A 20371-nucleotide genomic window follows, 5' to 3' on the forward strand; every position below is an offset into this window, starting at 1 on the left:
ATGAGGGTCATGGACTGATACTGATATAGGATTTCAGTCCATCCTCACTTTCCTACCCTCACAATAAAACCGCCCTGCTTCTCCCAAGGGAGAGGGGTTTGGGGTGAGGGCAATTAGTTACACATTAGGTGATTTAACTTCTTAGCCCTCCGAAACCCTTTCAAAAAACCTGCCTGATCAGAAACCAGGGTGCTAAAATATTCTGAACTTCAGCGTAGGATCGCTCTGTTCAATTGAACTTGGAGAGTGTATACTGAAGCGTCTAAATTTGGGCTATCACCACTAGGAGGGTTTTATTGCTGAGCCACTAACCTTGACTGTAAGCTTGCGAGGCACACGCGATGTCAAGGACGATTATCAACTATTTCGCCTCACAGGTCTTTTGGATGCTTTCTCCGAGCCAAAATTCCGTTCTGTTTTCACTCAATGCGTAGAAGAAGGACCCAAACACTTCATTTTGGATTTATCTAAAATTGATTTTATTGATAGTTCTGGGCTGGGCGCTTTAGTTCAACTAGCCAAGAAGGTTCAAACTGCGGGCGGCACTCTACAGATCGTCACCAATCCTCGCGTCACCCAAACCGTAAAGCTTGTGCGTTTGGAGCAGTTTTTGGCGCTTCAAGGTTCCGTGGAAACGGCAATTGAGAATCTCAAGTCTAAGTAGCGATCGCTAGTGATGATATTGAGTCGCCTAACGGCTGCAAAGTAGGGTTTTGGGGTTCCAAATTTTTTGGCGATCGCTTTAGCCCGCTTTTAGGTCATTTCTAAGTGCTTTTCCATGGATTGTCGAGGTTTTCATCGAACTTTGTTACGTCATTGGCTGAAGTTAGTTGCTCTATTCTTGTTTGTTGGAATTGGGACGTTTGGTCAGTCTCTCAGGTTTTCTGCAACTCCATTGATTGCGTCAAGCTTTTTGCATGAAACTCTAGCGATCGCCACATCTGCGTCTACTTCCAACAAACCAACTTTTCAAAATATCGCCACCATGAACGCCTCTGTTCTCTCTCCCAATCAACTTGATGCTGCTTTAGGTCAGTTAGATAACTGGAGCGTCCAAAACGGGAAACTGCACCGTCAATATCAGTTTCCATCGTTTGTGGAAGCCTTTGGATTTATGTCGAGTCTGGCACTGGTTGCCGAATCCATGGGACATCATCCTGAATGGTTCAATGTCTACAACCGCGTCACTATTGACCTGACGACTCATGACGCAGGCGGTATTACTCAAAAAGATGTGGATCTTGCCAAAAAAGCAAACGAGTTGGCAACGTAAAAAATGCTAGGGCGTTGCTGACTGCAAGTATGATTATTTGACGTATTTCTGACTATAGGAATAGCGTCTTGTGCGTATCTTGGCGGATGCTCCAGCGATTCAGGCTGTTCTTTCGTACTACCCTTGCCCAAATGGTTTCAGACATCTCATCAGACCAAGCACTGCGAACATTTCCATGAACCCAGGCAACGAATTTCTGGATTTCTACGAAAGTATTCTTTTTGAACACTGTACGGAAGCAGAAATCGCAGAAATGGAGAGCTTAATGGCAGACTGGGATAGAGCCACGTATCCAACGTTGGCAACCAGCATTGTCAAACATGCAGACAAGCATGGGTTTAAGAACGACTACTTGAAATATTTGAGGAAAGCGGCAAACTTCAATAAGAAGAGTGCTAAAAGGAAAGACTTACCGAATAATGCAACGCGCTGGAATCGAGGAAACCAGTTTTTAATTGAGCGCAATGGCAAGATTGTGACCTATGGCGAGAACGAATAACCTATGTACAATTTAGAGTTGCTAACGCCTGAAATCAACGATCCAATTCGTGAGCAAATTCGTAATCTATCGGAGCGCTTAGATGGTGAGTATCTTGGGATGGGAGATGAGCGGCGATTACTTGCAACCTGGGAAGAAGACCAGGAATTCTCGATCTTGGGGGTGGTTGAACTCTATACTGCCTACGTTCAAGGATACGCTACTCAGGTTTTAGCAAACCATTACCCGGATCAACCTCAGACACCCATTGAACATTTGCGGCAATTGATTTTGCTGGAGGTTCCTTATGTTGCTGCCTGGTATTTTACTAGCCCAGGCTCCTATCCCAAGCTGAAACAATCCGTTGAAACCCTCGATCATTTACGGCTGGTACTCATTGAGTACTTGAGTCACCATTTGAGTACTTGAGTCACCATTTGAGTACTTGAGTCACCATTTGAGTGCTTGAGTCACCATTTGAGTGCTTGAGTCAACCTATCCTGCGATCGCGCACCATCAAAAGGATCAATCGTAGGGCTAGATCGATCTCTTTATTTTCACAGAAACAAAACATTGCCTCTCAGCGATCGCTGGTAGAATTACGGAAACTTTACTGTTGCCGATTATGCCGTTGAGCCTGTCACGCTGTCTCACCTCTGCCAGCGCTGTTGTTTCCGCCACACTTCTTTCCTTATCAGTTCAAGCGCAAATTGTGCCAGATGGCACCTTGGGCACTCAGGCGATCGGTGCCTGTGCTGGAGCAGGTGGCACTTGCGGAATTATCAACGGCACCACGCGAGGCAATAATCTATTTCATAGCCTTCAGCAATTTTCCTTACCCAATGGAGATGTTGCCGCGTTTATCACCAATCCCGCGATCCAAAATGTGATTGTGCGAGTGACAGGCGTGGGGCAACCCTTTATCTCCAATATCAATGGCACGATCGCAACCCTCGATCCCACCTTTAACTTGGCTCCCAGAAATTTCTTTCTGCTCAATCCCAATGGCATCGTCTTTGGTCCCAATGCCCGCATCTTTGTGGGTGGCTCTTTCCTGGCAAGCACGGCAGAGCGAATGCTGTTTCAGGATGGAACGGTGTTTGACACTCGCAATCAGACTGCAACCCCCCTGTTGACGGTGAGTGTACCTGTGGGCTTGCAAATGGGACAAACACCAGGAACAATTCAATCCAGGATGCTAATTATTGCAGGGATCAATAGTCTGTTTACCGACTTTGCTCTTGTTGGTGGCGACATCACGCTGGATAACTCAACCATCATTACTGCCGGACAACGGCTGGAGTTAGCCAGTGTCGGTGAGCTTGGCACAGTGGGACTGCGGCTAAATGGCGATCGCCTGAGTCTCAATTTGGCGACGGGTGAGCCGCGTCGAGATATCACCTTAAGCAATCAGTCGAGAGCTAGCGCAGCAGCCGGTAATGTGGGGGGAGATGTGGTAGTGACCGGGCGCAACATTCTCTTAAATCAGGGTCTTATCTTTTCGGGAACCCAGTTTTTACTGGGCAATGCAGCGACGAATCAAGTGGGCGATGTCACCGTTGATGCCACTGCCACTCTGCAATTAACTCAAAACAGTGGTATTGCCAATACAGTGGACGCATTTACAACGGGGCAAGCTGGCAACGTCCGCGTCACTGCCGCTGATATTCAAATGCGCGAGAGTTCACTAATTTCAGCGTTTGTGGGTGGCATTGGCAGTGCGGGAAATGTGCAAGTCACAGCCAATTCTATCGATATGGATGGCATTCCCCTTAACGGTCTACTTCCCAGTGAAATTAATAGTTCAGTTCTTAATCCTGGTAGAGGACGCAGTGGCAATGTTACCGTGGAAACTGCCACTCTGAAGCTTACGAATGGGGCAAATATCTCTACTACTGTTGGGAGTATGGGTACGGTGGGAAATGTACGAGTCACCGCTAACACTATTACTCTTGATGGCACAACCCCCAATGGTCAAAGTTCAAGCACGATTGCTAGCCAAGTTCTGAATGGCGGTCGGGGACGCGGTGGAGATGTCACAGTTCAGACGGGTTCCCTCAGTGTCACCAATGGGGCAGCAGTCTCTACCAACACGTTTGGGAATGGGAATGCCGGAAATGTGCAGGTTACCGCCAACACCATTACCCTGGATGGCATTGCATCCAACGGTCAATTTGCTGGTGGAATTGGCAGTCAAGTTGCCCAAACGGGCACTGGAAATGCGGGAAATATTGCCATTGAGACGGGTTCCCTGACGGTGACCAATGGGGCGTTAATCTCTGCCACTACGCTGGGTACTGGGAATGCGGGGAATATCCGGGTGATAGGTCAGACGATTACGCTCGATAACACTGCATCCAATACTCCATTTGCCAGTGGAATTTCTGGGGGCGTGGGGTTCACAGGGCGTGGAAATGGTGGAGATATATCTGTGGAAGCTGATTCTCTCACACTGACTAGGGGCGCAGGAATCTCCACTGGCACAAGGGGTGAGGGGAATGCCGGGAGTGTTCGGGTCAAAGGGAATAGAATTGCTGTTGATGGCTTCAACCCCAGTGGGCAGGTTCCCAGCGCTATTAATAGTGCCACCGTTTCCCGCACAGGCGGCAATGGCGGCACTGTGACGATTGAAGCGAACTCTCTCAGCGTGACAAATGGCGCATTGGTGGCTGTTAGCACAGTGGGCAACGGCAATGCAGGGAGTGTGCGGGTGAAAGCAAATGCGATCGCCCTTGATGGCACCTCCCCGGATGGTCTAGTTCCCAGCACAATTAATAGTACGGCAACCCAATTGGCAAGTGGAAATGGCGGGGATATTACCCTTGAGACGGAGACCCTCAGCGTCACGAATGGCGCAACCATTTCTGCGGGTACAGCGGGGACTGGCAATGGCGGAAACGTGCGAGTCACTGCCAATGAGATCGCCCTTGATGGCACCTCCCCGGATGGTCAAAATTCTAGCGGGCTGCTGAGTGAAGTTGAGAACACGGGCAGTGGCAGGGGTGGAGACATTACCGTGCAGACGGATTCCCTGAGCGTGACCAATGGCGCAGCGGTTTCTGCCAGTACGTTTGGTAATGGCAACGCTGGAAATATCCGGGCGATCGCCAACACCATTACCCTAGATGGCACCAACCCGAATGGTCAACTTGCCAGTAGGATTGCTAGCCAAGTTGGGGCGACAGGCAGCGGACGCGGTGGGGATATCTCTGTGGAGACAGACTCCCTCAGCGTCACTAATCGAGCAACGGTCAGTTCCAGCGCTTTTGGTAATGGCAGTGCTGGCAATCTCGACATCACCGCCCACAATATTCGGCTCGATCGCGGCTCGATCACTGCTACCTCAGTTTCCGGCGATGGTGCCAATATCTCTTTAAATGTGCGCGATCTCCTCCTCCTGCGATACGGTAGCCAAATTTCAACCACAGCAGGGAGTGATCAATTTGGGGGCAACGGCGGCAACATTACCATTAATGCTCCCAAAGGATTCATTGTTGGGGTAAAGAGCGAGAACAGCGATATTACCGCCAATGCATTTACGGGCAGCGGTGGTCGGGTCAACATTACCACCCAGGGCATTTATGGCTTACAGTTTCGCCCAAGGCTAACAGAGTTCAGCGACATTACCGCCAGTTCCACCTTTGGCATAAACGGAGTCGTCGCCATTAACACCTTAGGTATTGATCCCAGTCGCGGATTGCAGCAGTTACCCGGCGGATTAGTCGATCCATCCAACCGAATTGATCAGAAATGTGCGGTAGGGAGCGGCTTTCGGCGGAGTTCGTTTACAGTAACCGGGCGGGGTGGCTTGCCAGAAAATCCCTTCGATCCGTTGCAGAGTGGCGAAGACATTGCCTCCTGGGTCGAAGTGAGATCAGGCAGTATTCCCCCCTCCGACCCAACTCAAAACTCCCTCCCTTCTCCTCTAATAGAAGCCGATCGCGTGATAGTAGGCAAAGACGGCAGCGTCCAGTTGGTGGCAAGCCAATCAATGGCTGAGCTTGGAGGCTCTTGGCAGCCAACCTGTGATTTGGTGAAAGAACGCGATCGCTGATTATAGGGAACAGAGGTCAGGGATAACAAAACTCTGTACTCCCATCTCCAACTCAAAACTCAAAACTCAAAACTCAAAACTCAAAACTCAAAACTCAAAACTCAAAACTCAAAACTCAAAACTCAAAACTCCTCTAACGCCGTTGCAATACCACAGACAAATTATTGGCAGGCATGGCAACCGTTTTCAGTAGCGTCAGGTTTTGTGCCTCCGCAACAGCAGTCACTTCTTCTAAATCACGCACACCCCATTCAGGATTTTGCAGTTGTAAACTCTGATCAAACTGAGCATTGCTAGAGGAAGTATGCTCACCATTCTGCTTAAACGGACCATACAAATATAAAATGCCGCCTTCGGGCAAGATGCGCTCTGCTCCAGCCATTAATCCTAGACAGGCAGTCCAAGGAGAAATATGAATCATGTTGACGTTCGCGATCGCCCAAATCGGCTCATGCAGTTTCATTTCAGGCTGCTCCACTGCCCAAACGCGATCGCGCACATCTAAAAATATAGGTGGATACAACGTATCGGATGGCAGTTCTGCTTGCCATGCAACGATACTGGCACGGGCGATCGGGTTTGGGTCAGAAGGCAGCCAGTAGCGCGGTTGTAGCCGTGGGGCAAAAAACACCGCATGTTCCCCCGTACCGCTGGAAATTTCTAGCACCGTACCCGTAGGTGGCAAAACCGCCTGCAACACTGCCAGAATAGGCTCACGATTACGCAGCGTGGCGGGAGAGTGTTGTCGGGCATCTAAAGGCGCAGGCATAGGGGACAGCCGAGAGAGAACTTTACCATTGTGCCTCACAGCATCGGGTTTTCAGCCCGTTCTTCAGTCAGTATTCTATTCCGCAATCACAGTGGGTTCGCGACGCATCCCAAACAAGAGGGCAATGAGTGCCCCAAATACAAACCCGCCAGCATGTGCCCAGTAAGCAATCCCGCCGCTTTCCATACCGATATTGGTGCGGACTTCTAAACTAGCAAAGCTATACGCCGCCTGTTGCAAAAACCAAACGCCTAGAAAGATAAAAGCAGGCACCCGCAATGGAAAAACCGACACGATGGTGAGAATTTGCACTAAGGGAAAGCGAACAATATAGGCACCCATCACTCCCGCGATCGCGCCACTTGCTCCCAACGATGGAATTGCCGACATTGGTGAGAAAAACCATTGGGTCAAAACCGCCATAACGCCACAGGTGAGATAAAACACTAAAAACTTAAAGTGTCCTAATTCATCTTCCACATTGTTGCCAAAAATCCAGAGAAACAGCATATTGCCAAAAATGTGTAGCCAGCCGCCGTGAAGAAATTGAGAGGTAATCAACGTTGTCAGTTCAGGTAATTCTGCCCGTGCCCCAGGCGCGCCTTCAAAACTAGCAGTCAACTGAGCGGGAATGACGGCTCCTGAGTAGAAAAAGCGCTCTAGCTGAGGTTGAGATAAGGTAATCTCATAAAGAAACACCAATACGTTTAGCGCTATTAAGGCATAAGTAACGTAGGGAGTCGTTTTTCCGGGATTATCGTCGCTAATGGGAAACATCTAACCAACTAGCCAAAAGAGTTGGTATTAGCATACAGGGCAATGTTAGTTAGCTTTCAGAAAATCCTTCTAAAGGTAGAAAAGCGATCTCGATGACGTAATTGGTGATCATGCATAGTTCTTCTGAAGCTAATGATTGCGCGTCTAAAACGCAGCTTCAAAACCAAGTATTCAAATCGGCATTGCTGATGCAGACAGGATTTTCATTGGTAGGGGTAGCGCCTTGTGCCTACCCTTGCTGGGATCAGGGCAACCACCATGATTTTCATTGGTAGGGGTAGCGCCTTGTGCCTACCCTTGCTGGGATCAGGGCAACCACAAGGGATTGCCCCTACGAATTTCATATCTAGATTCAGCAACGCCCCTAATATCGATATCATTCATCCAACTGGGTCTGTTTGAAAGCAGACTTGACCTGAAACAATGGAAAAAATGCAGCAGGGTTAATGCAGGTGAATTTTACAATTGAACATGTTTTAATTCCGGTAGATCAAGGGTATGAAGAGGTCAGCGTCCAGATTGTGGAAGGACGAATCGCAGCGATCTCCCCCAATTTAGACATTTTGGGAACTGCGATCGATGGTCGCAACAAGCTGTTACTCCCTGGCTTTGTCAACGCCCACACGCACTCTTCAGAAATGTGGCAACGCGGCATGATTCCGCCCTATCCTTTGGAACTTTGGCTGGCAGAACTGTATGACTTTACGCCGCTTGATCCGGAGCAGATTTATCTAAGCGCCGTGGGAACTGCGGTGGAAACCCTGCTCACGGGCGGAACGACGGTTGTAGATCACTTAGTCCTGATTCCGGGTCGAGAGTTAGAAACCGTTGCAGCGGTGGTTCGAGCTTACAGAGAAGTGGGAATTCGCGCTTTTGTGGGTCCACTGATTCAAGATGAAGTGTTTGAATCGGGGATTCCCTGCGGTGGCACAGAACCAAAGCACCCAACCTATTTGCGATCAGCAGCGGCAACCTTAGAGTTTTTGCAGGAGACGATCGCCCAGTTTCATCGTCCAACCGAAGGAATTTCAATCATGGTCGCTCCGACGGGCGCTCAGTTGTGTTCCGATGCGCTGTTTGAGGGTTGCGTAGAGTTGAGCGATCGCCACACTCTTTGCCGTCATGCCCATCTGCTCGAAACAAAAGCGCAGAAACTTTTGGCGCACGAAAAGTATGGCTGTAGTGCTGTCGAACATCTCAAGCAACTGGGATTCTTGGGTTCTCAAACATCTCTTGCCCACTGTGTTTGGCTAGATGAACACGACATTGACCTCTTAGGAACCACCCGTTCCACCGTAGTCCACAACCCCTTAAGTAATCTGCGGTTAGGTAGCGGAGTTGCTCCAATCTTGAAATATCGCCAAGCAGGGATTAATGTTGCTTTTGGCTGCGATGGTGCTGCCAGTAACGATTCGCAAGATGTGTTAGAGGCAATCAAAATTGGCACTATTTTGCACAACGTCACTGATTTAGACTATACCCACTGGGTTACGCCGCGCCAAGCGATTGAACTTGCGTCCTTGGGTGGCGCGATCGGGCTAGGGATGGCGGGTGAAATTGGTTCTCTAGAAGTGGGAAAACAGGCAGATTTGGTATTGTATGACCTGACGAATTTGTCGATGTTGCCTCGCACCGATCCGATTGGGCTGCTGGTATTAGGTCGCCCGACTCAGGTGGTAGACAGCGTTTGGGTCAAGGGCGATCGCGTGATTGCAGCCGGGAAACCCACGCGAATTAACGTGGATGAGTTGCGATCGCAATTATTTAACCGGAGTCAATGGTCAGTGAACCGTAAATCTCCCACCGTGCAACAGGTCGAAGCCCATTATCGCTCTGTGATGCAGCTACCTGTCTTATCAATAGGCTAGAAATTACTCTACGCGCCAAAAAGACATGCGCTAATATATTCTCTGACTTATCACCTTGCCTGGATGTCTATGATTGTGACGCTTGAGGAAATCAATTACTTTCGGACAGACCTCTCAGAATATCCTGACGCGCTGATTGCTTTGGATGTTTTAGAAGATTGTGAAGGCGATTTAGATGATGCCGCGATCGCTCTTGCCATTCAATGCGGTCAACAACCAGACACCTCCGATCGCTGGATTGATGGACTCGCCAAACGCTGGCGGCATATTATTTGCCAACCCGAACTCAAAGAACCTTTTGAAGATGGACTGAGTGGCGATGTTTTGGCAGCCTTAACCACAAACACTGATTTGCCAATTAAGCTGGCAACCCCCGTCGCCATTTATGTAATCAAAGTTGGCGCAGTCAATTTTTGCAAGCCACTGGAAGAAAAACTGTAGGGCGATCATTCCTCTGGAAAAGCGCGATCGCCAACTTCTTGAGCAAACGCCTGAACTGCACCCGTAATAGTTTCTCGTAAGTTGACATAGGCTTTTGCAAACGGGGGCTGCCGCGCTGATAATCCTAATAAATCCGCAGTAACTAATACCTGTCCATCGCAATAGCGTCCTGCTCCAATGCCAATCGTTGGAATGGAAAGCTTTTGAGTAATGTGTTGGGCAAGCTCACTGGGAATATGCTCTAACACGATCGCAAAAGCTCCCGCCTGTTCCAAAGCGATCGCTTCTGCCAAAATTTCTTCCCCTGCTGGCAATGAGGTTCCTTGCTGCCGATAGCCTAATCGATGTACCGATTGGGGAGTCAGCCCTACATGTCCCATTACAGGAATGCCAACCTGCACCAGTCGCGTCACGGTTTCAACCGCGATCGGGTTGCCTCCCTCCAGTTTCACCGCTTGGACTCCAGCCTCTTTTAAGAGCCGACCCGCAGACTGCAATGCCTGTTGGACACTTTCTTGATAAGTCATAAAAGGCAAATCGCACACCAGCAAGGCTCGCTGCACTCCGCGCCGCACCGCTTTTGCATGATGCACCATTTCATCTAACGTGATCGGTAGGGTGGTGTTATATCCCAAAGCCACCATTGCCAAAGAGTCGCCAATCAAAATCAGATCGACTCCAGCTTCATCCAACACCGTTGCTAAGGCAAAATCCCACGCAGTCAGCGCCACGATCGCCCGTCCCTGCTGTTTCCACTGCCCAATTTGCTGCGTTGTGACTGCCATCGAATCATCTCTAAGCCCTACATTTTCTAACCCTAACCGCTTTCAGCGATCGCTAACCGAATTATCTAGGCAAATAGCGGCTAAAGCCTCTTCCTCATTGCCCTCTCTTTAGACTGAAAACCTTGGAATTTGATGTCTATATATAGATAAAAAACTTATGAGATTGATAAGTAAAATACAGACAGGTTTAATCTGAAGAAAACTATTGCTGAATCAAATCCGTTTAACCCGCTTAGCATCCATCGATTTTAGCTCCAAAGCTAGAACACCCAAAGGATGAAGTTGTGTCGAAACCAGTTTCCTCTAGAAAACGTATAAATGCTTAGCGAGAAATTAGGCACAAAAATTTTAATTAGTCCAACACCTAAAGGAAGTATTAAGAAAAGCTATCAAAGTCTTCCTATGATAGGAAAAAGTTAAGAGCTAGCCGATAGCTCATTAAAAAAGGCAATTTATCCAATGGTGCAGGTTGTTTTAGTTCATCCACAAATTCCACCCAACACTGGCAATATTGCTAGAACCTGTGCTGCAACAGGCACAGAGCTACATTTAGTTGGACCGCTAGGCTTTGAAATTAGCGATCGCCATCTTAAACGCGCTGGCTTAGACTATTGGCCCTTCGTCAACCTGACCTACCATCCCTCTATCGAAGACTTTCAAAATTTTTCTCAGCAGCCAAAAAGTCGCTGGATTGGCTTCAGCACTTCAGGGCGATGCAGCTATATTGAATTTAAATTCCTACCATCCGACTGGCTACTCTTTGGTAGTGAAACGGCTGGGCTACCCAAAGATCTCCTGCAAACTTGTACAGAAGCTGTTTATATTCCGATGGCTCAGCCCCAAGTACGCAGCCTCAATCTCTCTGTAAGTGTCGCTATTGGCTTATTTGAAGCACGTCGGCAGTTAGGATTGCTGTAATAATAGTGTGTCACTATCACAATTCATCATTCATTGGGATTCGCCCAAAAAGAATAGCGCCATTACATGACTTACTAATATCGTTAGTAACTACGCGAGCTAATTTGAATCTAAGCAGCACTCCATCCACATATATGCATCTATACATGAATGGAGTGCTGGATTGACTTTTCTAAACGCTGCAAAGACTTTTCAGACTTGACATTAGAACTGATGCATTCGCCCCTAGATTCCTTAATTCTGGGAGACTTTGATCGCTTATTCTTCCAGAATGGCGGCGAGAGGAGAAATTTTGATGAACTTGCCTAAGATCTGAATACTTAAATGAAACCTCTCTGATCTAGCTCAAATAACAAAGCGATCAAAAAAAATTGAAACATAGTCTTTTATGCTACAGATTTGCTGCGAAACAATAAGAAATTTCTATACTTCCTTAATACTTTTGTCGAGTTGATCAATTAGTGCTTTAATACCCTTTCCAATTCCTGAAGGTTAGATACAGTAAGCTTTTTGATTGCACAGGGTTGATTTTAGGATTTAGACCAACCAAAAAATGTCGCTTGAGTCTGTGGTAAAGTTCAGTGTCTTGAGCGGCAAGGTGATTTAGAGCATGATCAATTTTGCTGCGAGACTGTGAGGAGTGTTGATTGTTTGGATATTTAAGTCGTTTCCACAAGGTACATTTTTGGATTTTTGCTCCTGTTTTTTGATTTTTTGGGTTGATTAGGGTAGCAATTTCTACAGGCTTCTGTAGAGCTTAGCCTTTTGAATTGTCTTAGCGCACGGTCAAATCAACTCTTTTTCTAGTGTTGCTAGCGTTCTAAAGTCCCTATCCAGGCGAGTTTGATACTTACTTTAAATTTTTTAATGTGAGGATGAACTTGTCTAAATCGTAAAAGCAGGGTACTCTTGCCTAAGTGTATTTGCCATGTGTGATCTGGATCGCCTTCAAGTGTGATTTAAGTTGTTAGCACAGGGTGGATTAATGGCTCAAAGACAGTTAAGCGCTGGAAGTTTAGGAGGTCGTTTTTTGAGACGAACATTTCCGCAGAAGGTTAAGCCTAGTCCTTCCTGTATGAACGAGCACGAAGAAACAATGGCTCAAGCAAAGCAGGCTACTCCAGAAACTAATCGCCGAGTTCGGACTTCGGCAGCGATGATTGGTCTGGCAATTTCAATGGGGGCTTATGGCCTGCCGATTTCTCGTCAAGGAGATAGCGCTGTTGCAGCAGAGCCTCTTCAGAATGAACCCGTGACTTCGGCATCTTCAGATTCTTTTGAAGCCGCCGCGCTTTCACCTAATTCTGAGGCGATTGAATCATCCGTTCCTAGAAGCGATCGCAAAGCCAGCCATACGGTTCAAGAAGGTCAGACGCTTTGGGATGTTGCCCGGTTCTATGGAACTGATGCCAATTTAGTTGCAGTGGCAAACGGTCTGTCTGTTAATTCGATTCTGCGAGTAGGTCAGGTACTGCTCGTTCCCACAGACAGTCGTCTGGCGCAAACATCTGATACTTCAGCCTCAGCCATTTCACCTAGTTATTACGGTCCCATCTCTGGTCAAGCTCAAATATCTGAGCCTCAAGCTGATTCTGCAAATACCAAGGATTTAGAGGATAAGCAGCATAAGGCACTTGAAAACCTTAAGCAAAAAACGCAGAGTTTGCAGAGCGGTTTAGCCACGTTAAGCTCTAAAAAATATCAGGCTGTTCCCCAATCAGCACAGCAAGTGCCTCAAGCAGAGCCGCAGGTTCAAGTAGTCTCTACTCTGCCTGCTGATCGTGGCTCTGAGCAAGTGCTACCACAAAACTTGTTGGGGTCGCCCGATAGTCGGCAGTCGGTGGCGTTTCGTTCTCCTGTAAACACTCAGCTTCCAAAGTCTGCTCCTCAAGATAGCAAAGCTTCTTCCTATCGGATTGCTTCTGGAGATACGCTTGCTGCGATCGCCCGCACTCACAATGTTTCTGTGAAGCAGCTAGCCGAGGCAAATCGAATTTCTAACCCAAACTATATTTTCGTCAATCAGACGTTAATTATTCCACCCTCTCAGAGTTCTGCTGTTGAGCGCTCGGAATATCAGGGTTCGATCGCATCTATCCCAGTGGAATCGACTGTCGCAAGTGCTTCCTCTACTACTGCGTTACCAAGCTCGGCTGCAACTTTTGTGCCAGCGCCTTCAACCAGAGTGTCAGTTGCTGCAACATCTTTTTCTGGCAAAAATCAGGTTGAGCCGACGGGTGAATCTGATTCTAGGCTTGTGCGTTACAACCATGTTGAAAATCTCAGACAAGAGATCGATCAACTCCGACAACGCTACCAAACTAAAGCACTTCGCCCTCAAACAAATGTACTTGTGCCGTCTGAAAGTATAGCTTCTACCAGTGCAGCAGCTAGTAACTACACTTCTGGTTTGAGCGATCGAGTTAATTCAGAATTCAATTCTGATAGGACGGCTACTTTAAGAACTCAATTGCGAGAAATGCGTAGTCGAGTCAAAGTAGATTCTTCCTCTCAGACAAATGCATTGCCTCAGCAAAATAGTCCAGTTCAAAGACAACCACAAGTCGTAGCAGTAGCACCGCTCGGCTCTGAAAGTTATGATCCGCTGTTGCAATCTCAAATTGGTAAAGCGGTATCCCCTGAATTGCCTTCTTTGGGAACTAGCGAGTCCTACTTGCCTGGAGCAGGTGAACGCTTAGATGGTTTTGTTTGGCCCACAAAAGGAGTTTTAACATCTGGCTTTGGTTGGCGTTGGGGACGAATGCACAAGGGAATTGACATTGCAGGACCCGTTGGCACTCCTGTCGTAGCAGCCGCAGACGGTGTAGTAGTCACTGCTGGCTGGAATTCAGGTGGCTATGGCTATCTTGTAGAAATCCAACATCCTGATGGCAGTTTAACGCTGTACGCTCACAATAACCGGGTTTTAGTCCAAACGGGTCAACAAATTGCCCAAGGACAACAGATTGCCGAAATGGGAAGCACTGGCTATAGTACCGGTCCTCACCTTCACTTTGAGGTGCATCCCTCAGGAAAAGGTGCTGTTAATCCTATGGCATATCTGTCTCGAAGTTAGTCTTGTTGCTATCAGCAGTGCAAAAGGGGAGATTTTTCTCCCCCTTACGCTTTAATGCGATCGGTTAAATCAATTATTATTTTGGTATTGATTTAAGTTATGCTACCTTAATAAAATACTCAATTTAAGGCTCAGTAGCTCAGTGGTAGAGCAGGGGACTCATAAGCCCAAGGTCGCAGGTTCAAACCCCGCCTGAGCCATCTAAAACATTTGTTGCTGACCAATTAAGACTTCTATGGTTCTTTGTTTACACGTCAAGCATTACCTTAAGGCGATCGCCGGGTTGGCTTTATCCCAGGGTTAGCTTCGCTGAGATAAACGAGGTAGTCGAGTAAAGAATACCTAGAGACAATTAAATACAGCTACCTTTTCAGAATTTGTACTGAAGAGATAGCTGTATTACTTTTGATGCCAATACTTTAGTGATCGCTGAAGCTATTAAAGCTATTCTTCTACTCCATTCATCAAACGCTGTAAAAGTTCTAGTCCTTTCTTTACTCTGCGAGATACAGTCACAGCACTAATTCCCAATCGTTCTGCGGTTTCTTTTTGAGTTAAATCATGTAGAAAAACAAATTCCAAAATTTGGCGAGTTCGCTTTTCCAAATGCGCTAATGATTGTTGCAAACGAATTTGATCCTCTTGAGCAAGTTGGAAACTACGATACTGAGTATCGGGAACAAGCTCGCCCAAAGAAGCATTCCCATTTTCCTCATCGCCTATTGGAGCATCTAGGCTAAGAACAGAGCGATTTTGACATGCTAACTTGATCTCTTGCCACTCTGCTGTAGAAATTTTCAATGCTTCAGCAATTTCAAAATCATTAGGATGACGATTCAACGTGACTTGTAACTCTCGTGAAATCCAAATCGCTTGTCTCTGAAGCGCTTGCCAGCGACGTGGAATCCGAACAGAGGGACTTTTGTCGCGTAGATAGTGCTGAATTTCACCTCTAATGTATGGAATAGCAAAAGAGCTAAAGGCGTGCCCTTTAGAAATATCAAATCGTTCGATCGCTCGAATTAAACCAATACTGCCGACTTGCAGCAGGTCTTCATAGCTTTCAGTACATTGGTTGATCCAATGATGAGCTTCTCTTCTAACTAACCCAAAATTGATTTCTACTAAACGATTTCTAAGCTGAGGGGAAGGAACCTTTTGGTAGTCTCGCAAAAGTTGTAAGCTTTCACTCTTCAGTTCATAATTAGCGATCGTAGGCATGACGAGTTTCAGTGGTAGAGCATTAAACCTAGAACTATTGATAAGTACACTCACTTGTTAATAAATAGAGCAGAAACGTAGCAGACGACAGCCTAAACTACCAATCACAAACGCTTCATAGACTCTAAAAGCTTTTAAGTCAGTGGCTTAGGCAATGAAAGTAATTCAAGCTTAAAGCACTACTTAGAACGGTTCTATACTTGCATATATCTAACTTATTTGTTAGGACAGCCTTCTGGCAATAGCATTTTTACGGAAGCTCATCCTTCCAAGTTCGTTTCTAAGTTCTTTAAAAGGATTTATTAAAAAACTATCTTACGAAATTGATGTTATGGCAGTAAGCCGAAAACGTCTGAAGATTTATGATTTCCGTAAGATTATAGTTTATGTAAAAAAACTTAAAATAAGGGAAAACTATTTCTCCCTTATTTTAAGTTTCAAAGTGTAAAAACTAGCAGCATTTAGCAAGTTAAAGCATTGAGCTAGCCTCTCGACAAATAACTAAGTCAGGTCGTAGATTCAACTCGTCCATAGAACAAACCACGAATTTTGACATCTTTGGCAGCGTGCGAACCCATATCAGTCTCAGAGGGCTGAATACTTTCAAAATTGCCAGCGACTTCGCCTGTTGAACTATCAACCTTAGTGATTTGGAGTGAAATATTACCTTTGTCAAGTTGAAAACGTTTTACATTTTCCTTCGCCAATTCCTCACTATCTGCCTGAGCCGGAAGAGCTACGGCATTATCATATCCAGAGGTCAACCCCCGACCTTTGGGATCTAAGAAGTTAGAGGTTCGATAAGATGGAACCTTAAACTCACCCTCAAAATCAGTAGATGCGCTAATGGCTGATAATCCTGGTTGTGTGGTGGCAACAAGTTCTTTAATAGTAAACAAGAAGGGAACTCGTTCGCCCCCAGGAAGCTGTACTGTAACTGCCTGAAAGTCAATTCCATCTTCTTCAATAAAAGTGACGCTGCCATCCGAATTGATCTTCAGTTTTCCTTGCACTGAATCAATCGATGATGTGTACCGAGTCATTAGCTTAGTAGCAACAAATTCAGCAGCCTGACGTTTATTAACGCTTTCCTCTTTGACAAAGAAAGCAGTGGGTTGGAGACATAAACTTGTTAGCGAATAAGATTTATTTCCCTCTAAAGGAATTGATCCCCGGCTAGTTTCGCTTAGCTGAGGACAAGAGTTTGCTAGACCTGTTCCTCTAATCTCGTCGTAAGTTAGCAATTCCTTACTTGAAGCAGGGCTATCTGTACAAGCTGTCAAAACACTAAGACAAATTGCCAACAGGGCAACAATCAGTGTGCGATACCTCATGAATAACCTCAATAACGTTAATTTAATCTGTGGATTTTTTCTGATTTCTCTCGAAAACAATCTGTTCATTGAACAGGCAGACAAGTAAATAAGTCAGAAACTTTGAGAAAAACGTTTTTATCTCAAAAAGATGGAGGAAAAAAGTCTGATTTGTCAGCAGTTTGGGTCACTAAACAAGCTAACCTGTTTCCAATCTAGCCAACCCATCCTCATTGAAAATTGTATAGGACAAAGTAGTACACTTTTGTAGCTACAACTCAGTCAGCTTCGCCTCAATTTGAGATACCTAGGGATTCCATCAAAAGTTATGATTTTTTGGTTCATCTAGGGAAAAATAATTCACCACAAAGCTACTTGCGAGTTCACTTTATGAGCAGTCAGGAAATCCCTAAAATTAATCTTGAAGAGGGTCTTCAATCTATTAGACACATAACTTGGGCGATCGCTCAAGAACATCAGAGCGACAGCCTTTCCCTTTTAGCAATCTTAAGATTATTGGAACAAGTTCATCAAGAAATTCGCGATGGCTTATTTCAACAATCTTTGCCTGATAATCGGCAGTCTCTATACAAGCTGCTGAGGGATATAGAAACCAAAGGAGGCTGGCCTTACATCTACCGCATGAGGCTGCAATCAATCATGGAAAAAATGGATTTAGAAGAGGCAACAAAAATGGACTTGGACTCCTCAAAACCTACCCCTTCCAAATGAATTGAGCCATTTAGCTAAAAACTGAAATTAACTAGGAACTACAGCATTTCAGCCAGAATCAGCACTAGAGTGGAAAAGTGTAGGGTAAATAAAAACAATTAGACTAACAACAACCTGCTGATTGGTCTATGGTGCTTTACTTTCCCTCACTGCTTTCTCTCACTACTAGTTGTTTGAATATACAAAATCAGTAGAAAAACAGTAGGAACTAAAACAAACAAGATCGTTGCTATGAAACCAAGGTCATTGACCTGCATAAGCTTAACCCTCTCTATAAATTCGCGATCGCCAATTGTTACCAGAATACCATTGCCAATGGTCATGATTAACCAATGACAATACAATCACACCGAGCTTAGAAGCTGACAAAATCATTTTTATTACAATAAGCGCTAGAACTAAGGCTTAGTCTTAACTGCCACCGATCCATGAACTGTGGTTTGGCAAGCCAGACGATAACTTTCAGGCTTTTTACGGAGCTTTTTACTTTCCACATCTGTTCTGGGCGAAAGATTTTCCATTCCTTCTAAAATTTCCACAACACACGTACCACATTGCCCATACCCGCCGCAGTTCATCATCTTGCCAGTAAAGGTATAGAGATCAATGCCACTCTCAAGCGCTCTAAATCTTAAGTTTGCGCCATCTGCCGCAACGATTTCTTGATTTTCCTTAACAAACTTGATAGTCATCAGTTCACCTAACTGTATAAGCTTTGATAGCCTTAATTTGGAAAACGGCTGCAAAGCCAAAACTCAATATAAAACATAGACATTGATGTCAAAAAATTAATCTATGCTAAAAAAATTAGAACTTTTCAAACAAAACGCTTTTAGTACCGTTACGAAGCGTTAGGTTGCTTGCAATAGCCTTAAATACTAGTTTACACTTCGTTATACCTTTTCATTTTACAAACGCCCTTCTAGGGCTGTGTATTGGATAAACTGCCAAGTGCAGCGCCTGAAGGATGTTTTTTTTGATTAAAGACTGTCTTAATAGATTTACCAAGGGGGCAGCACTTTAATAAAATGCAAAAAGAGACATCAAGCAGAATTGATCTAACTACTAAGGAGAAGCGTAATCAATGGGGCTACCCTGGTACCGTGTACATACCGTCCTAATTAATGATCCAGGACGGTTGATTGCTGCTCACCTAATGCATACTGCCTTAGTAGCAGGGTGGGCGGGTTCAATGGCACTTTATGAACTTGCTATTTTTGATCCCAGTGATCCCGTTTTGAACCCAATGTGGCGGCAAGGAATGTTTGTGCTACCCTTCATGACTCGCCTAGGCGTTACAGGTTCTTGGGGCGGTTGGAGTATTACTGGAGAGTCTGGTGTTGATCCAGGCTTCTGGTCATTTGAAGGCGTAGCAGCGGCTCACATCGTTCTTTCGGGCTTGCTATTCCTAGCCGCATGTTGGCATTGGGTTTATTGGGACTTGGAGCTTTTTAGAGATCCTAGAACAGGTGAACCTGCTCTAGATCTACCCAAAATGTTTGGGATTCACCTATTGCTATCTGGACTGCTTTGCTTTGGGTTTGGAGCCTTTCATTTGACGGGGCTATTTGGTCCTGGAATGTGGGTTTCAGACGCTTATGGATTAACTGGCAGTGTGCAACCTGTGGCTCCTGAATGGGGTCCATCAGGTTTCAACCCGTTTAATCCAGGTGGCATTGTTGCTCACCATATTGCTGCGGGTGTTGTGGGGGTAATTGCTGGATTATTCCATTTGAGTGTTCGTCCTCCTGAGCGCCTCTATAAGGCTCTACGAATGGGGAACATTGAAACGGTTTTGTCTAGTAGTATTGCTGCCGTCTTCTTTGCAGCTTTCATTGTTGCTGGGACAATGTGGTACGGCAATGCAGCGACTCCGATCGAACTGTTTGGACCAACCCGTTATCAATGGGATGGGGGATACTTCAGACAAGAGATTGAAAAACAAGTTCAAGCTGACTTGGCAGAGGGGGCAAGCCTAGAAGAAGCATGGTCAGCTATCCCTGAAAAGTTAGCGTTCTACGACTATGTAGGCAACAGTCCTGCGAAGGGCGGTTTGTTTAGAACAGGGGCAATGGACAAAGGCGATGGTATTGCCCAAAGTTGGTTAGGACATGGAGTTTTCACGGATCGAGAGGGACGCGAACTCAATGTTCGTCGTCTGCCTAACTTCTTTGAAAACTTCCCTATTGTTTTGACTGATAAAGATGGGATTGTACGAGCGGATATTCCATTCCGTCGGGCTGAATCACGATACAGTTTTGAGCAAGCGGGTGTAAAAGTTAACTTCTATGGTGGTCAGTTGAATGGGCAAACCTTCTCTGAACCTACAGAGGTTAAGAAATATGCTCGTGCGGCTCAGTTAGGCGAATCATTTAATTTTGATCGTGAAACTTTAAACTCGGACGGTGTATTCCGCACCAGCCCCAGAGGTTGGTTTACCTTTGGACATGCGGTTTTTGCACTGCTGTTCTTCTTTGGTCACATCTGGCATGGCACTCGGACGTTATTCCGAGATGTGTTTGCTGGGATCGATCCAGAACTATCTGAGGAGCAAGTTGAGTGGGGTTTCTATCAGAAGCTGGGTGATAAATCTACCCGTCGGAAAGAAGCTATTTAGGCAAGTTCTTCAATGAAAGGGAGTGGCAGATTTATAGAGGTTGCCATTC

The 20371-nt window shown here is 46.0% G+C and carries 18 protein-coding genes and 1 tRNA gene; 12 read left to right on the forward strand and 7 right to left on the reverse strand.

What is annotated here, in order from left to right:
* Positions 1-313: 313 nt before the first annotated feature.
* From AB3R30_RS09600 to AB3R30_RS09620, 5 genes are all read left to right on the forward strand, one after another.
* On the forward strand, positions 314-664 hold the full coding sequence (locus AB3R30_RS09600) for an STAS domain-containing protein (protein ID WP_458648957.1): 351 nt from the start codon (positions 314-316) through the stop codon (positions 662-664).
* 114 nt (positions 665-778) lie between these two features.
* Positions 779-1273, forward strand: a complete 495-nt coding sequence (locus AB3R30_RS09605) for a 4a-hydroxytetrahydrobiopterin dehydratase (protein ID WP_458648958.1) — start codon at positions 779-781, stop codon at positions 1271-1273.
* A gap of 175 nt (positions 1274-1448) precedes the next feature.
* On the forward strand, positions 1449-1772 hold the full coding sequence (locus AB3R30_RS09610; RefSeq protein ID WP_458648959.1) for a hypothetical protein: 324 nt from the start codon (positions 1449-1451) through the stop codon (positions 1770-1772).
* Positions 1773-1775: 3 nt separating this feature from the next.
* Positions 1776-2180, forward strand: coding sequence for a hypothetical protein (locus tag AB3R30_RS09615; protein WP_458648960.1), 405 nt, complete (start codon positions 1776-1778; stop codon positions 2178-2180).
* A 196-nt stretch (positions 2181-2376) separates the two neighbouring features.
* On the forward strand, positions 2377-5805 hold the full coding sequence (locus tag AB3R30_RS09620) for a two-partner secretion domain-containing protein (protein ID WP_458648961.1): 3429 nt from the start codon (positions 2377-2379) through the stop codon (positions 5803-5805).
* Between the two features lie 133 nt (positions 5806-5938).
* On the opposite strand, the gene AB3R30_RS09625 is transcribed toward AB3R30_RS09620, so the two are convergent.
* Positions 5939-6574 carry a DUF938 domain-containing protein gene (locus AB3R30_RS09625; protein WP_458648962.1) on the reverse strand — a complete coding sequence of 212 codons (636 nt, stop codon included), beginning with the start codon at positions 6572-6574 and terminating at the stop codon, positions 5939-5941.
* Positions 6575-6649: 75 nt separating this feature from the next.
* Positions 6650-7351: a rhomboid family intramembrane serine protease gene (locus AB3R30_RS09630; protein ID WP_458648963.1), complete on the reverse strand. Its 702-nt coding sequence runs from the start codon at positions 7349-7351 to the stop codon at positions 6650-6652.
* 452 nt (positions 7352-7803) lie between these two features.
* On the opposite strand from AB3R30_RS09630, the gene AB3R30_RS09635 reads away from it, so the two are divergent.
* Complete coding sequence (locus AB3R30_RS09635) at positions 7804-9219, forward strand: amidohydrolase (RefSeq protein ID WP_458648964.1); 1416 nt, start codon at positions 7804-7806, stop codon at positions 9217-9219.
* 63 nt (positions 9220-9282) lie between these two features.
* On the forward strand, positions 9283-9660 hold the full coding sequence (locus AB3R30_RS09640) for a hypothetical protein (RefSeq protein WP_458648965.1): 378 nt from the start codon (positions 9283-9285) through the stop codon (positions 9658-9660).
* 5 nt (positions 9661-9665) lie between these two features.
* On the opposite strand, the gene panB is transcribed toward AB3R30_RS09640, so the two are convergent.
* Positions 9666-10445, reverse strand: a complete 780-nt coding sequence (gene panB, locus AB3R30_RS09645; RefSeq protein ID WP_458648966.1) for a 3-methyl-2-oxobutanoate hydroxymethyltransferase — start codon at positions 10443-10445, stop codon at positions 9666-9668.
* A gap of 459 nt (positions 10446-10904) precedes the next feature.
* Between panB and AB3R30_RS09650 the strand changes: the two genes are divergently transcribed.
* The 3 genes from AB3R30_RS09650 (at position 10905) to AB3R30_RS09660 (ending at position 14639) form a co-directional block, all read left to right on the forward strand.
* Complete coding sequence (locus AB3R30_RS09650; protein WP_458648967.1) at positions 10905-11363, forward strand: tRNA (cytidine(34)-2'-O)-methyltransferase; 459 nt, start codon at positions 10905-10907, stop codon at positions 11361-11363.
* A gap of 1075 nt (positions 11364-12438) precedes the next feature.
* Positions 12439-14439 carry a peptidoglycan DD-metalloendopeptidase family protein gene (locus AB3R30_RS09655; RefSeq protein WP_458648968.1) on the forward strand — a complete coding sequence of 667 codons (2001 nt, stop codon included), beginning with the start codon at positions 12439-12441 and terminating at the stop codon, positions 14437-14439.
* A 128-nt stretch (positions 14440-14567) separates the two neighbouring features.
* Positions 14568-14639 (forward strand) — tRNA-Met (locus AB3R30_RS09660).
* Between the two features lie 244 nt (positions 14640-14883).
* Here AB3R30_RS09660 and AB3R30_RS09665 read toward each other — a convergent pair.
* Positions 14884-15660 (reverse strand): RNA polymerase sigma factor SigF, encoded by a 777-nt coding sequence (locus AB3R30_RS09665; protein WP_458648969.1) that lies wholly within the window; start codon positions 15658-15660, stop codon positions 14884-14886.
* 506 nt (positions 15661-16166) lie between these two features.
* Complete coding sequence (gene psbO, locus AB3R30_RS09670) at positions 16167-16994, reverse strand: photosystem II manganese-stabilizing polypeptide (protein WP_458648970.1); 828 nt, start codon at positions 16992-16994, stop codon at positions 16167-16169.
* A gap of 369 nt (positions 16995-17363) precedes the next feature.
* On the opposite strand from psbO, the gene AB3R30_RS09675 reads away from it, so the two are divergent.
* Entirely contained in the window at positions 17364-17705 is a 342-nt protein-coding gene (locus tag AB3R30_RS09675) for a hypothetical protein (protein ID WP_458648971.1), read from the forward strand.
* A 146-nt stretch (positions 17706-17851) separates the two neighbouring features.
* On the opposite strand, the gene psbM is transcribed toward AB3R30_RS09675, so the two are convergent.
* The gene (psbM, locus tag AB3R30_RS09680; protein ID WP_458648972.1) at positions 17852-18028 is read right to left on the reverse strand and encodes a photosystem II reaction center protein PsbM; all 177 of its coding nucleotides are present in this window, start codon (positions 18026-18028) and stop codon (positions 17852-17854) included.
* A gap of 75 nt (positions 18029-18103) precedes the next feature.
* Positions 18104-18397 (reverse strand): 2Fe-2S iron-sulfur cluster-binding protein, encoded by a 294-nt coding sequence (locus AB3R30_RS09685; RefSeq protein WP_458648973.1) that lies wholly within the window; start codon positions 18395-18397, stop codon positions 18104-18106.
* A gap of 392 nt (positions 18398-18789) precedes the next feature.
* Between AB3R30_RS09685 and psbB the strand changes: the two genes are divergently transcribed.
* Positions 18790-20322: a photosystem II chlorophyll-binding protein CP47 gene (psbB, locus tag AB3R30_RS09690; protein ID WP_458648974.1), complete on the forward strand. Its 1533-nt coding sequence runs from the start codon at positions 18790-18792 to the stop codon at positions 20320-20322.
* Positions 20323-20371 lie beyond the last annotated feature (49 nt).

It is taken from the genome of Sivoneniella epilithica UHCC 1019, assembly GCF_040830845.1.
In the GTDB taxonomy this organism is placed as follows: domain Bacteria; phylum Cyanobacteriota; class Cyanobacteriia; order Leptolyngbyales; family Leptolyngbyaceae; genus ULC077BIN1.